The 13,102-nt window shown below is 73.7% G+C and carries 10 protein-coding genes and 3 pseudogenes; 3 read left to right on the top strand and 10 right to left on the bottom strand.

Annotated elements, in window-relative coordinates; translation table 11 throughout:
* Positions 1 to 39: 39 nt before the first annotated feature.
* From ACGFNI_RS25900 to ACGFNI_RS25920, 5 genes are all read right to left on the bottom strand, one after another.
* On the bottom strand, positions 40 to 990 hold the full coding sequence (locus tag ACGFNI_RS25900) for a hypothetical protein (RefSeq protein ID WP_393687033.1): 951 nt from the start codon (positions 988 to 990) through the stop codon (positions 40 to 42).
* On the bottom strand, positions 987 to 1,475 hold the full coding sequence (locus ACGFNI_RS25905) for a MaoC/PaaZ C-terminal domain-containing protein (RefSeq protein WP_393687034.1): 489 nt from the start codon (positions 1,473 to 1,475) through the stop codon (positions 987 to 989). The genes ACGFNI_RS25900 and ACGFNI_RS25905 overlap by 4 nt, the downstream gene beginning before the upstream one ends.
* Entirely contained in the window at positions 1,412 to 2,848 is a 1,437-nt protein-coding gene (locus tag ACGFNI_RS25910) for a class II 3-deoxy-7-phosphoheptulonate synthase (protein WP_393687035.1), read from the bottom strand. Before ACGFNI_RS25910 ends, ACGFNI_RS25905 begins: the two co-directional genes overlap by 64 nt.
* 28 nt (positions 2,849 to 2,876) lie before the next feature.
* Complete coding sequence (locus tag ACGFNI_RS25915; protein ID WP_393687036.1) at positions 2,877 to 3,203, bottom strand: hypothetical protein; 327 nt, start codon at positions 3,201 to 3,203, stop codon at positions 2,877 to 2,879.
* A gap of 150 nt (positions 3,204 to 3,353) precedes the next feature.
* Complete coding sequence (locus ACGFNI_RS25920; protein WP_393687037.1) at positions 3,354 to 3,917, bottom strand: CGNR zinc finger domain-containing protein; 564 nt, start codon at positions 3,915 to 3,917, stop codon at positions 3,354 to 3,356.
* Positions 3,918 to 4,124: 207 nt separating this feature from the next.
* Here ACGFNI_RS25920 and ACGFNI_RS25925 point away from each other — a divergent pair, with 207 nt between their 5' ends.
* The gene (locus ACGFNI_RS25925; protein WP_393687038.1) at positions 4,125 to 4,355 is read left to right on the top strand and encodes a response regulator transcription factor; all 231 of its coding nucleotides are present in this window, start codon (positions 4,125 to 4,127) and stop codon (positions 4,353 to 4,355) included.
* A gap of 476 nt (positions 4,356 to 4,831) precedes the next feature.
* Here the strand turns inward: ACGFNI_RS25925 and ACGFNI_RS25930 are convergent, their stop codons facing one another.
* Entirely contained in the window at positions 4,832 to 5,110 is a 279-nt protein-coding gene (locus tag ACGFNI_RS25930) for a response regulator transcription factor (protein ID WP_393687039.1), read from the bottom strand.
* Between the two features lie 592 nt (positions 5,111 to 5,702).
* Between ACGFNI_RS25930 and ACGFNI_RS25935 the strand changes: the two genes are divergently transcribed.
* Positions 5,703 to 6,626 (top strand): hypothetical protein, encoded by a 924-nt coding sequence (locus tag ACGFNI_RS25935; RefSeq protein WP_393687040.1) that lies wholly within the window; start codon positions 5,703 to 5,705, stop codon positions 6,624 to 6,626.
* A 106-nt stretch (positions 6,627 to 6,732) separates the two neighbouring features.
* Here ACGFNI_RS25935 and ACGFNI_RS25940 read toward each other — a convergent pair.
* The 4 genes and pseudogenes from ACGFNI_RS25940 to ACGFNI_RS25955 form a co-directional block, all read right to left on the bottom strand.
* Positions 6,733 to 6,885, bottom strand: a pseudogene (locus ACGFNI_RS25940) (AzlD domain-containing protein); the annotation flags it as partial.
* Positions 6,882 to 7,515: pseudogene (locus tag ACGFNI_RS25945) on the bottom strand (AzlC family ABC transporter permease). The pseudogenes ACGFNI_RS25940 and ACGFNI_RS25945, both read right to left, overlap by 4 nt.
* Before the next feature lie 172 nt (positions 7,516 to 7,687).
* Positions 7,688 to 7,921 (bottom strand): annotated as a pseudogene (locus tag ACGFNI_RS25950) (AraC family ligand binding domain-containing protein); the annotation flags it as partial.
* 62 nt (positions 7,922 to 7,983) lie between these two features.
* Positions 7,984 to 8,127 (bottom strand): hypothetical protein, encoded by a 144-nt coding sequence (locus tag ACGFNI_RS25955; protein ID WP_393687041.1) that lies wholly within the window; start codon positions 8,125 to 8,127, stop codon positions 7,984 to 7,986.
* 119 nt (positions 8,128 to 8,246) lie between these two features.
* Between ACGFNI_RS25955 and ACGFNI_RS25960 the strand changes: the two genes are divergently transcribed.
* The gene (locus tag ACGFNI_RS25960) at positions 8,247 to 13,064 is read left to right on the top strand and encodes an ATP-dependent helicase (RefSeq protein ID WP_393687042.1); all 4,818 of its coding nucleotides are present in this window, start codon (positions 8,247 to 8,249) and stop codon (positions 13,062 to 13,064) included.
* Positions 13,065 to 13,102: the final 38 nt, after the last annotated feature.

A 13,102-nucleotide genomic window follows, 5' to 3' on the forward strand; every position in this document is an offset into this window, starting at 1 on the left:
CCCGTACGGGCACAGCCGCCGCCTTCCTCCGGGCACCCGTCAGTGCCGCAGGACGTCGACCCGCTCCGCGCCCAGCAGCGGCGCGCCCAGCGGGCCCCTGACGTGCTGCGACACCCATACCGGGCGGTGCGCCTCACGTGCGGGCAGCCACTGCTTGCGCCAGTGTCCGCGGACCGTCCACCGGTGGTGGTAATCGCGCCGCCCCCGCGCCCCGGAAGGCTGCCCGTCGGCCATGGCGCGGCGCAGCTGGACGGAGGTGATCCGGGTCGGCACGCCGGGGTCCAGCCGTCGGATGCGGCGGACGGCGGAGCGCGGTGCCTGCGTCTGGGACGCGTGGACGAGGGTCTGCTGTCCCATCAGCAGCCAGGTGGCCAGCACGGTGCGCTCGGCGCGGGCGTGCCAGTCGTAGTCCTGCTCGGATTCCCATCCGGCCGGGCCGAGCCAGCGGGGCAGCTGCCCGTACGGCAGGACGCTGGAGGCTATCCGGTCCAGCGCCGGGAGCTGGGCGCGCAGTCGGTTGCCCGACACCCGTGAGACGCGTTCCTGCTCGGCGATCCGGTCGTCGGTCAGGCCCCACAGGATGACTTCGACGCCGCTGCCGTGCGGCGCCCACGACGCCGCACGCACCGGAACCCGTAGGGGGCCCATCCGGTAGACGGTGCAGGGGACTTCCCAGATCAGCAGCCCGCGCTCGGCGGGAAGTTCCTCGTGGTGCAGCCGGTAGGCGGGCAGCCGCTCGCCGGCCGCCGCGGCCAGCTGCGCCATCTCGCCCGCCACGTAGTACATCTCGGCGTCCCGCAGTCCCGCGGCGGCGCGGTGCGCGAGGGCGGCAGCGGCCCCGTAGGGGTCGGACCGGTACTCCTGCGGCAGTTCGGCGGCGCTCCGGAGGGCGAACTCGCGCCCCCAGTGGGCGCCGCCGGCATCCGCCAGCCAGGCGGTCAGCTCGGCCCTGACCTCCGGCACGTCGGCCGCGCGCAGCGGCCCGGTCACGTCGCGCCCTGCTCTGCGCGCGCGGAGCCGGTGGCCGTGGCGGCGGTGCGGCGGGCGAAGAGCAGCCGCGTCCGCATCCGGTAGACCTGCGCGCCGTCCTGGTTGGCGGCGGTGACCAGGAAGCTCACCACGCCGATGCCGGGCCGCTTGTGGTGCGGTTCGGCCGCCTCGACCTCCGCGCGAGCCGCCAACTCGTCGCCGGGGCGCACCGGTTGCATGAACCTGACCTCGTCCATGCCGTACGACCCCTGGCACGCGGAGTCGGCCAGCAGGGTGCGGACGAACCGGCCCATCACCACGGCCCCCGTGTGCCAGCCGCTGGCCACCAGCCCTCCGAAGGGGGAATGCCGGGCCGTCTCCTCGCTGAGGTGGAAGGGCATCGGGTCGAAGCGGCGCGCGTAGCCGGTGATGTCGTCCGCGGTCAGGCGCTCCCGGCCGAGGTCGTGAGTGCGGCCGGCGGGGAAGTCCTCGAAGTGGTATCGCATGTGTCCTCCTGTGGGTGCGGCGGCCGGGGGCGGGCCTGCTCGCGGTACAACTGGGCGACGTGGAAGGCGAGATCCATCGACTGGCGGCGGTTGAGCCGGGGGTCGCAGGAGGTCTCGTAGCGCAGGTGCAGGTCTTCGGGGGCCACGTCGTCGCCGCCGCCCAGGCATTCGGTGACGGCGTCGCCGGTGAGTTCGACATGGATGCCGCCGGGGTGGGTGCCGAGTCCCCGGTGGACCTCGAAGAAGCCGGTCACCTCGTCGACGATGTCGTCGAAGTGGCGGGTCTTGTGCCCGGTGGGCGCCTCGAAGGTGTTGCCGTGCATCGGGTCGCAGACCCAGGCGACGCGGGCGCCGCTGCGGGTCACCGCGTCGACGAGGGGCGGCAGGACGTCCCGTATGCGGTCCTTGCCCATACGGGTGAGGAAGGTGAGCCGTCCCGGCTCTCGGTACGGGTCGAGCCGTTCGACGAGGGCCAGCGCGTCCTCGGGGAGGGCGGTCGGGCCGAGCTTGACGGCGATGGGGTTGCCGATGCCCGCGGCGAAGGCGATGTGCGCGCCGTCCAGTTGGCGGGTGCGCTCCCCGATCCACAACAGGTGGCCGGATCCGGCGTACGGCCTTCCGGTTCGCGTATCGGTCCGCACCAGAGCCGATTCGTAGTCCAGGAGCAGCGCTTCGTGGCTGGCGTAGAACTCCGGCGGACGGCTGCCCGCGGACCGGTCGAGGCCGTAGGCGCGGATGAAGCCGAGCGCGGTCTCGATCTCGCCGAGCAGACGCTCGTAGCGTTCGCCGACCGGTGAGCGGAGCACGAACTCGCGGTTCCAGGCGTGCGCTTGGTGCAGGCCGGCGTGGCCGCTCGCGGTCAGCGCGCGGATCAGGTTCAAGGTCGCCGCCGAGCTCTCGTACATCCTCCCCAGCCGCTGCGGGTCGGGGGTGCGCGCCTCGGCGGTGAACTCGTGTCCGTTGATGCAGTCGCCGCGGTACGAGGGCAGCGTCACGCCGTCGCGGGTCTCGGTCGGGCTGGAGCGCGGCTTGGCGTACTGGCCGGCGATCCGGCCGACGGGGACGACGGGCGTCGACGCGGCGTAGGTGAGCACGACCGCCATCTGGAGCAGCGTCTCGACCTTTCCCGGTACGGCCCGGGAGCCCGCGCCGTCGAACACCTCGGCGCAGTCGCCCCCTTGGAGCAGGAACGCCTCGCCGCGGGCAACGTCCGCGAGCCGGTGGCGGAGCGCGTCGCACTCCGCGGCGAAGACCAGCGGGGGCTGCCCTGCCAGCCGGTCGAGAACCGCGTCGAGTGCCTCCCGGTCGGGCCATTCGGGCTGCTGGGCGGCCGGCAGAGCGCGCCACGGGGCGGCGGTGGGCCGGTGGTTCATCCAGGTGTCCATAGACGTTTCGGGCCCCTCATTCAGAGGTGGTTCGAAGGTGTGCGGAGGCGCTGCGCGGGGAACCGTCGGTGCCGGTGATGCGGGTGACCGGTACGGAGCGGGTGGCGGCGGAGCGGGTGGCGGCCCTGCGTCCCGGTGTCCCGCGGGCGGGTCCGGTCAGGCCGCGGCGTCCGGCGGCGGCGTCCGGCACGGGCGCCTCAGCCGCGGCCGTCGTGGCAGGTGCCGGCGGTGTGGGCGGTGTGGGCGGTGTGCCGGAGGACGCCAGGAGGCCGCGCAGCGCAAGCCCGGTGAACGCCCCTCCGGGGCCCAGACAGGAAAATCTCCGTGCTTCCGTAGCGATCACGCACTCAAGAGTGGGCTGCCGGGACCGGCCGCGACAGTCGCCTCCTCGTCGTAGATCGCGAGTACTAGGGACAGCCTCCGGGCGTGACCGACGGGTCGCCGTGGCGTCACGGCGACCCGTCGGACACGCCCTGGGAGCCGCGAGCGACCGTCAACGCACGCCGGAGTGGCGCCGCTTGAGGCTCGACTTCTTCTCTCTGTTGCCGCACAGGTCCATCGAGCACCACCGCCGGCTGTTCGTACGGGACTGGTCGAGGAAGACGACCATGCAGGTCTCCCCCGCGCATTCGCGCAGCCGGGCGGGGTCGACGTCGGTGAGCAGCTCGACCGCGTCCCGGGCCAGCGAGGCGAGCATGCCGGTCACCGTCTCCGTGCCCGCCCACGCCCGGCTCCGCCCGTCGGCGCTCAGCGCCAGCGGCAGCGGCGTGGACCGCGCCCAGCCGTTGACCTCCGCGACGTCCGCGCGGCGCGGGATGCCGCCGTCCATCTTGGCCCACACGGCGCGGTAGAGGCACTCGCGCAGACCGCGCGCCTCCTGCGCGATGCGCTCCGTGGCCCCCCTTGCCCCGCCGTCGTCCGGGAGCAGCCCCGCTTCGATCCCCCACCGCGTCAGGCGGTCCGCGGTGCCGATGCGTTCGGTGTCACGGTCTCCGCATCCGCCTCTCGTCGCCGCGAAGTCCAGGCACGGCCGCCCGGAGAAGAAGAGGAACGGCAACCGGTGTGCGTGGCGGGCGGGTTCGCACGATACGTTTCCGCACGGAGTCGACATATTCGACACGTGAACCATCATAGCCGGTTCCAATGTTGTATAGTTTTGATAGCCATTGAGCCACTCGTTGACCTGACACCAGAAGGTCGCAGGGAATATGTCACCCAATGGAATATCCCATGCATTAACCCGGCCCTCGTTGGTGCGCAGAGCATGACACTCAGCCAGCAGCGCACCCCCCACACAAAGTTGACGGATCGCGAAGTCCAAGTTCTGACGGCGATTGTAAAAGGAATGTCAAACCGCAGGATAGGCCGCGAGTTGCGGATTTCCGAGCACACCGTCAAAGCCCACATCCGGTCCATCTTCACCAAGCTTCGGGTGGCCTCGCGCACCCAGGCCGCCATCACCGCGCTACAGGCGGGTGTCATACCGCCCGTCTGAGTCATCAACCGCCCACGCCACCCGCACGCCTTCACGGCAACCCAGGGGCCGGCTCCCGCACGTGGGGAGCCGGCCCCTTTGTCCGCGCGGTCACCGACACCCCAGGCCCCGGCCGGGCCTTCGGCGGCAGCTCGGGCCGGGGCGCGAGGGGACGGAGTTGACGTCATGGATCCATGCTCGGCGGTCCGCAGGGATGAGTCCAGCGACGAAAGTGCCCCGAGGTATTAGCTCGGCTAAATGCTGGGCACCGGATCAGCGCCCGGGAACGGCAGACCGGGCGGTATGCCGCAAGAGGGGCGTGCAACTCGTCGGCGTGGGGCGGGGGTTCGGGCGGTCCGCCGACACCGCGTGGCCCGTCGCGTGTACGCCGCCGCCGCGCCCCCGAGCCGGTTCCCGGCGTGCGGACGGCGCGGGGCGCGCTCGGCACCCTCGCCCCGCTGCGCCCGTGGGCGACCCCTCGGGACGGCCGCCCGGCGCTACGCGTCGCCCGCAGGACCCTGCATCGCGATGTGCCCGTCGCGCAGCGCGAGCACCGCCGCTTCGGTACGCGTGGACACGTCCAGCTTGATGAAAATCGACCGGATGTGGACTTTCACGGTGCACTCGGAAATCCCGAGCTGCCGCCCTATTCTTCGATTCGAAAGACCGGCCGCGACCGCCTGAGTAACCTCGATCTCACGTCGGGTCAATTGGGGCCCGGCCGCTTCCTGGCCGACGCCACCACCGTTCTCGGGCAGCCGCGGCGAGCGTGACATACGAGAATCCATTGACCGATCCGTCCGTGCGTCGTAATCGCCGACTGCACAGGGCATGCCGCGCATGCATGAAGATACGCCCCCGTACGAGGGAAAACGGTACGAAGCCGCAGTTCGAGTGTCAACGTTTTTGTCTTGTTTTTGGCGTAGGCAAAGCGCCATTAAAAAAACCGGCGGGACTTTTTCATGTGCTGTTCCGGGCCGCCGAGTACGTCATCGCCATTGCGCCGAAAGGGCCGAAATTACCCGGGCCCGTAAGGACCACACCCCGCTTAGGCACAGTACCGAGTCATCACCGCCTCCCGGGCACCCGCTGCGCAGACGCGGATCGGCGAAGCGTCATCGTCCAGTTCCCGCACCACATGCCCTGCCATGCCCCGGCGCGCAGCCCGCAGCCCCGCCCTCCGCATACCACAGCCTGCCGCACAGGGCCGCATTACGGCCATCGGGCCGACGCCCGTCCCCGCGCTTCCTCCCGCGCACACGGTCCGGCCCCCCCGGACGTCAACCACAAGCCTTCCGTGTCCCGCCCTGGGAGGGCACCGGCACCGGAGCCGGTGTCACCACCGTGAACCGGCCTTACCGTCGGGCCATGGCCGAAAATGTAAGCCCATCGCCGACCCCTCTGGCCCGAGCGGAGCGCTTCGTCTGGCTCACCGCCCGGGTGCTCGAACAGCGGCTCTTCGCCTACCACTTCCTCAACGGCGACGCCGGGCCGGTCGAGACCGCGCTCGCCGCGTACCGCAACGACGACGACGGCTACGGCCACGCGCTGGAGCCCGATCTGCGCGGCCCGGTCAGCCAGCCGCTGCACACCGCACACGCGCTGGACGTCCTGGACCGCATCGGGCGCTGCGACAGCAGGCACATCGAGCGCATCTGCCGCTATCTGACGCACATTTCGACACCGGAGGGCGCACTGCCCGCGCTGCACCCCTCGCTGCGCGGCTATCCGGCCGCCCCCTGGATCCCGGTGGTCGACGACCCGCCCAGCTCCCTGCTGGCCACCGGCCCCGTGGTGGGCACGCTGCACCGCAACGACGCCTGGCACGCCTGGCTGTTCCGGGCCACCGACTACTGCTGGGCGGCGGTGGAATCGCTGGAGGAGACCCACCCGTACGAGGTCAGGGCGGCGGTGGCCTTCCTGGACGGCGCCCCCGACCGCCCGCGGGCCGCCGCCGCGGCCCGCCGTCTGGGCACGCTGGTACGGGACCGCGGCCTGGTCGTGCTGGATCCGGCGCGGGCGGACCGGACCGCGGTACCCGAGGGGTACGCCCCCGGGGAGCACCATTTCGCGTACGACTACGCGGCCACACCGGGCTCGTGGGCCCGCAGTTGGTTCACGGACACGGAACTCGACCGCGCGCTCGGCCATCTCGCCTCGCTCCAGCAGGAGGACGGCGGCTGGCCGGTCAACTGGCGCCTCTGGGCGCCGGGAACGGCCCTGGAGTGCCGCCCGATGGTCACTCTCCGGGCACTGCTGACCCTGCGCGCCTACGGGCGGGACATCGGCTGACGAGGCGGGCCGGGGCCCGGCCACCCGGCCCCGGAGGGAGCGGCACCCCCGGTGGGCACCAGGGCCCCGTCGGCCGCCCGTCGCCTCCCCGCCGTCAGCCGCCCAGGGCACGCACCCCGGCCGTGACGGCCACCGGGAGCAGCGCCGCCAGCCGCTTGACCCGGGGGCGCTCCAGCAGCCCTGAAGGTGCCAGCAGGCCGAGGTACTTGACCAGGTAGCAGCCGACGGCGGTGGCGCCGATCGCGATCCAGGTGTTCATGTCCGGTCCTCCTCCGGGGCCGTCCGGCCGTCCCCGTTGTCGTGGGCGCGTCCCCGGGTGCGCTCCCGCCGCCCTTGGACCCTCAGGACCGCCGGGGCGGCGAGCGCCGACAGGAGCACCGGCACGCCCGTGGGCAGCAGCGGCAGGGCCACCATCACGAGCAGCACGGCGAGGCCCGCCGTGGCCCGCTCCGCGCCGCTCTTGAGCATCGGGGCGAGCAGCGCCAGGAAGACGGCGGGGCAGCCACGTCCAGGCCCCGGGCCCCGGTGTCGCCGAGCGCCCCCGCGCCCAGGGCACCGACCAGCGTGGTGACGTTCCACAGCAGGTGGAGCGTGAGACCGGTGACCGTGAAGCCGAGCCTGGCGCTGCGCCGGTCGGGCTGGGCGAGGGCGACGGCCGCGGTCTCGGTCTCGGTCTCGGTCTCGGTCTCGGTCTCGGTCTCGGTCTCGGTCTCGTCGATGATCCAGTGCGCGGCGAGCGCGCCGACCAGGGCGAACTACGAGGCTCCGGTGAAGACCAGCAGGCTCAGCGCGCAGGTCTGCAACAGGCCGATGCCGGCGCACGCGGAGGTGACGCCGAAGGCGAAGCCGGAGAGCCCGACGGCGACGCCGACACCGGGGCGTCCCTCATGACGGCGGAGTCCGGCTTGGCAGGGCCGTCGGGGTCTGCGGGGGCGGGAACGGGGCGCGCGGACCGGCAGCGGGCCTCCGTAGCGGCGCAGCAGCCGGGCGAGCACCACCCTCAGCAGGCTGTCGGCGGTGAGCACGTCGCCCGCTTCGGCCGCCCGGTGCACCTCGGTGATCAGCCGGCCGGTCCGGGGCACGTCGGCGACGGTCTCGGCGAACCCGGGGGTGCCGCGCAGTCCGGTGGTCTCCCGGGCGACCTCGGCGACGAGCCGCGCGGAGGGGTAGAGCGTGTCGTACGACCAGCCCTCGCGCTGCCCTGCGCGTGCGCTGTGCGGCACCTCCGGGTTGAGCATGATGACGCCGCCGTGCCCGGCCCGTACGGCGCCACCGGACAGCCCGACCTCTTCGATCCCTCCGGTGACGACGGCGATGACGAAGCCTTCATGGGAGTGGCGGGGAAGGCGTGCCCCACCTAGCGGGCGCGCAGCAGGTCGAGGCCGGGGAGCCCGGCGCACCGCCAGTGCCGTGACCATTCGCCGTGCGCCCGCGGCGCGGCGTCCTGGGGCCCGCCGTCCGCGGCCGTGCCGTGTCCGCCGCAGGTGACCCATGACGCCATTCTGCGTCCGCCCGTCCGGCCGGTGGCCTGCGCGTCCGTACCGTGGACGCGGCGCGGGCGGGGCGGTGCGGCGGGCGCCGCGGGCCGCGTTGTCAGTGGTGCGGTGCACGATGGGGGACATGGCGAAGGCAGCGCTCGACTCGTTCTCCCCCGCGACCCGCGGCTGGTTCACGGGAGCCTTCAGCGCGCCCACCGCGGCGCAGGAGGGCGCCTGGCGTGCGATCGGCGAGGGGTCGGATGTCCTGGTGGTGGCGCCGACGGGCTCGGGCAAGACGCTCGCCGCCTTCCTCGCCTCGCTGGACGCGCTGGCGAGCGAGCCGCCGCCCGCCGAGCCGAAGAAGCGCTGCCGGGTGCTGTACGTCTCCCCGATGAAGGCGCTGGCCGTCGACGTCGAGCGCAATCTGCGCAGCCCGCTGACCGGCATCCGCCAGGAGGCGGTCCGGCTCGGGCTGCCCGAACCCGACCTCACCGTGGGCATCCGCTCCGGGGACACCCCGCCCGCCGAACGCCGTTCGCTCGCCAACCGCCCGCCGGACATCCTGATCACGACGCCCGAGTCGCTGTTCCTGATGCTGACGTCGTCCGCCCGGGAGGCGCTGGCTGGTGTCGAGACGGTGATCCTGGACGAGGTGCACGCCGTGGCGGGCACGAAGCGCGGCGCGCACCTGGCGCTGTCCCTGGAGCGTCTTGACGAGCTGCTGCCGCGTCCGGCCCGCCGGATCGGCCTGTCGGCGACGGTACGGCCGGTGGAGGAGGTGGCCCGCTATCTGTCGCCGCGGCGCCGGGTGGAGATCGTGCAGCCGCCGTCGGGGAAGCGATTCGACCTGTCGGTGGTCGTCCCGGTGGAGGACATGGGCGAGCTGGGCGGCTCGCCGGTCCAGGAGGGGGAGAGCGGGCAGAAGCCGTCCATCTGGCCGCAGGTCGAGGAGAAGATCGCCGATCTGGTCCAGGCGCACCGCTCCACGATCGTCTTCGCCAACTCCCGCCGCCTGGCCGAGCGTCTGTGCAACAGGCTCAACGAAATCGCCTACGAACGCGCGACGGGCGAGCCGCTGCCCGAGCACCACTCCCCCGCCGAGCTGATGGCGGAGTCCGGCGCCGCCAAGGGCGCTCCCGCGGTGCTGGCCCGCGCCCATCACGGCTCGGTCTCCAAGGAGCAGCGCGCCCAGGTGGAGGAGGACCTGAAGGCGGGCCGGCTGCCGGCCGTCGTCGCCACCTCCAGCCTGGAGCTCGGCATCGACATGGGCGCGGTCGACCTGGTGGTCCAGGTGGAGTCGCCGCCGTCGGTGGCGTCCGGCCTCCAGCGGGTGGGCCGGGCCGGCCACCAGGTGGGCGCGGTGTCGACGGGCATCGTCTTCCCGAAGTACCGCGGCGATCTGGTGCAGGCCGCCGTGGTCACCGAGCGGATGCGTGCCGGTGCGATCGAGGCGCTGCGGGTACCGGCCAATCCGCTGGACGTCCTCGCCCAGCAGATCGTCGCGATGACGGCGATGGACACCTGGGACGTCGAGGAACTGCTGGCGGTGGTGCGCCGCGCCGCCCCGTTCGCCGCGCTCCCGGAGTCGGCGTTCACCTCGGTGCTCGACATGCTGGCCGGGCGCTACCCGTCGGACGCCTTCGCCGAGCTGCGGCCACGCCTGGTGTGGGACCGCATCGCACAAACCGTGACCGGCCGCCCCGGGGCGCAGCGCCTCGCCGTCACCTCCGGTGGCACGATCCCCGACCGCGGCCTGTTCGGCGTCTTCCTGGCGGGCGGCGACTCCGGGAAAGGGGGCGGTGGCGGGCGACGCGTGGGCGAGCTGGACGAGGAGATGGTCTACGAGTCCCGCGTCGGCGACGTCTTCACGCTCGGCACGACCTCCTGGCGGATCGAGGACATCACCCGCGACCGGGTGCTGGTCACCCCCGCCCCGGGAGTGCCGGGCCGCCTGCCGTTCTGGAAGGGCGACCAGCTGGGCCGCCCGCTCGAACTGGGCCGTGCGCTCGGCGCGTTCCTCCGCGAGATCGGCTCGCTGGCTCCGGACGACGCGCGCGCCCGGTTGCAGGCCGCCGGCCTGGACGACTGGGCGGCCGGCAATGTCCTGGGCTACCTCGCCGAGCAGAAGCTGGCCTGCGGCCACGTCCCGGACGACCGCACGATCGTCGTGGAGCGGTTCCGTGACGAGCTGGGCGACTGGCGGATCGTGGTGCACTCCCCCTTCGGCGCCCAGGTGCACGCCCCCTGGGCGCTCGCCCTCGGCGCCCGGCTGTCCGAGCGCTACGGCATGGACGCCCAGGTGATGCACGCCGACGACGGCATCGTGCTGCGGCTGCCCGACGCCGACCTGATGGGCCTCGACCTCATCGACGGGCCCGGCACGGACGGCGCCCGACCGGCCGCTGTGGGCGCGGAGTTCGACCCCGAGCAGTCCCCGGTGGGCGCCGCCGACACCGTCTTCGAGCACGGCGAGATCGATCAGCTGGTCACCGACCAGGTGGGCGGCTCGGCGCTGTTCGCCTCCCGGTTCCGGGAGTGCGCGGCGCGTGCCCTGCTGCTGCCGCGGCGCAGCCCCGGCAAGCGCACCCCGCTGTGGCAGCAGCGTCAGCGTGCCGCCCAACTCCTCCAGGTGGCGAGCGAGTTCGGGTCGTTCCCGATCGTCCTGGAGGCGGTCCGCGAATGCCTCCAGGACGTCTTCGACGTACCGGGCCTGACGGAGCTGATGGGCGACATCGAAGCCCGCCGGGTCCGCCTGGTGGAGGTCACCACCCCCGAACCGTCCCCGTTCGCCCGCTCGTTGCTGTTCGGCTACGTCGCCCAGTTCCTCTACGAAGGCGACTCCCCGCTGGCCGAGCGCCGCGCCGCCGCGCTCTCCCTGGATTCCCGGCTGCTCGCCGAACTCCTCGGCCAGGCCGAGCTGCGGGAGCTGCTGGATCCCGAGGTGCTGGCCGGGCTCGAACGGGAGCTGCAGTGGCTCACGGACGACCGGCGCGCCAAGGACCCCGAGTCGGTCGCCGACCTGCTGCGCCTGCTCGGCCCGCTGACGGACGCCGAACTCGCCGCGCGGGGCGCCGATCCCGCCTGGCCCCGGGAGCTGGCCGCGGCCCGCCGCGCGATCTCGGTGCGTATCGCGGGCGCCGACCACTGGGCGGCCGTCGAGGACTCCGGACGCCTGCGGGACGCCCTGGGCACCGCGCTCCCGGTGGGCATCCCCGAGTCGTTCACCGAACCGGTCAAGGACCCGCTCGGCGATCTCCTCTCCCGGTACGCCCGCACCCACGGCCCGTTCACCTCCGAACAGGCCGCCGCCCGCTTCGGCCTTGGCACCGCCGTCACCGACGGCGCCCTGCACCGCCTGGCCGCGGCCGGCCGCCTCGTCCAGGGCGAGTTCCGCCCTCCGGTGGCCCATCCCTCGTCGCCGGAGGCGCAGGACGCCGCGCCCGTGTACGGCACCGGCCAGGAGTGGTGCGACGCCCAGGTGCTGCGCCGACTGCGCCGCCGTTCGCTCGCCGCCCTGCGCGAGGAACTGGAGCCGGTACCGCCCGCCGCGCTGGCCGCCTTCCTCCCCCAATGGCAGCATGTCGGCGCCCCGCGCCCCGCCCCGTCCGTGAGCGGCAGGCCGGCTCCCGGCGCCCCGGCGCCCGGCCTGCGCGGGATCGACGGCCTGGTGCGCGCCGTCGAACAGCTCCAGGGCGCGCCGGTGCCCGCGTCGGCCCTGGAGAAGCTCGTCCTGCCGTCCCGCGTCGCCGACTACACCCCCGCGATGCTGGACGAACTCACCTCCACCGGCGAGGTGTTGTGGGCCGGAGCGGGCGCGCTGCCCGGCAAGGACGGCTGGCTCTCGCTCCATCTCGCCGACACCGCGCCCCTGTTGCTCCCGCCGCCCCTCCCCCTCGAACTCTCGGCGCTGCACGCGTCCGTGCTGACCGCGCTCGCACCCGGTTACGGCCTGTTCTTCCGCCAGCTCGCCGACCAGGTGCGCGCCACCACCCACCCCGAAGCCACCGACCCGCAGCTCGCCGACGCCCTGTGGGAGCTGGCCTGGTCGGGCCGCCTCACCAACGACACGCTCGCCCCCCTGCGCTCGCTCCTGGGTTCGGGCCGTACGGCCGGTGCCACCGCCCACCGCGCCCGCCGCGCCGTCCCGCGCGGCCGGTACGGCTCGCTGACCGCGGCCACCGGCCGTACCGGCCGCCCCACCGCCTCGCGCTCCGGCCCGCCGACGGTCGGCGGCCGGTGGTCCCTGCTGCCCGCGCCCGAGACGGACCCCACCCACCGCGCCCACGCCCTGGCCCGCGCGCTCCTGGACCGGCACGGCATCGTCACCCGGGGCGCGGTCGCCGCCGAGGGTGTCGAGGGCGGTTTCTCGGCCGCCTACCGCGTGCTGGCGGTGTTCGAAGAAACCGGCCAGGCCCGCCGCGGGTACGTCGTCGAGGGCCTGGGCGCCGCCCAGTTCGCGATGGACGGCGCGGTCGACCGGCTGCGCGCGGTGAGCGCCCGGCGCGACCGTACGGCGGGCGATGCCGCCCCGGCGCCCGATGCCGGCCGCGGCACCCGCCCCGACGACCCGCAGCGGGCCGTCGTGCTGGCCGCCGCCGACCCGGCCAACGCCTACGGCGCCGCGCTCCCGTGGCCCGATCCGCCCGAGGGGTCGACCCACAAACCGGGCCGCAAGGCGGGCTCCCTCGTCGTCCTGGTGGACGGCGAACTGGCCCTCTACATGGAGCGCGGCGGCAAGACCCTGCTGCTGTGGCCCCTGTCCCAGGAAGCGACCCCGCCCTCCGACATACGGCTGCGGCAGGCGGTGGAAGCGCTGACCACCGCCGCCCACGCGGGCGCCGTCGGCACGATCACCACCGAGCGGATCAACGGCACCTCCGCCCTGTCCTCCCCCTTCGCCCCCCTGCTGGAGAACGCCGGCTTCCACCCCACCCCGCGCGGCCTGCGCCTGCGCGGCTGACCGAGCGGCGGGCGGCCCCGCACGCCAAGGGCCGCCCG

It is taken from the genome of Streptomyces sp. NPDC048644 (genome assembly GCF_043199105.1).
In the GTDB taxonomy this organism is placed as follows: Bacteria; Actinomycetota; Actinomycetes; order Streptomycetales; family Streptomycetaceae; genus Streptomyces.

Coding starts and splice junctions, on each gene's coding strand:
- ACGFNI_RS25905 (WP_393687034.1), bottom strand. CDS start 1,475: ATGCGATACCACTTCGAGGACTTCCCCGCCGGCCGCACTCACGACCTC.
- ACGFNI_RS25910 (WP_393687035.1), bottom strand. CDS start 2,848: ATGAACCACCGGCCCACCGCCGCCCCGTGGCGCGCTCTGCCGGCCGCC.
- ACGFNI_RS25925 (WP_393687038.1), top strand. CDS start 4,125: ATGACACTCAGCCAGCAGCGCACCCCCCACACAAAGTTGACGGATCGC.
- ACGFNI_RS25930 (WP_393687039.1), bottom strand. CDS start 5,110: ATGTCACGCTCGCCGCGGCTGCCCGAGAACGGTGGTGGCGTCGGCCAG.
- ACGFNI_RS25935 (WP_393687040.1), top strand. CDS start 5,703: ATGGCCGAAAATGTAAGCCCATCGCCGACCCCTCTGGCCCGAGCGGAG.
- ACGFNI_RS25955 (WP_393687041.1), bottom strand. CDS start 8,127: ATGGCGTCATGGGTCACCTGCGGCGGACACGGCACGGCCGCGGACGGC.
- ACGFNI_RS25960 (WP_393687042.1), top strand. CDS start 8,247: ATGGCGAAGGCAGCGCTCGACTCGTTCTCCCCCGCGACCCGCGGCTGG.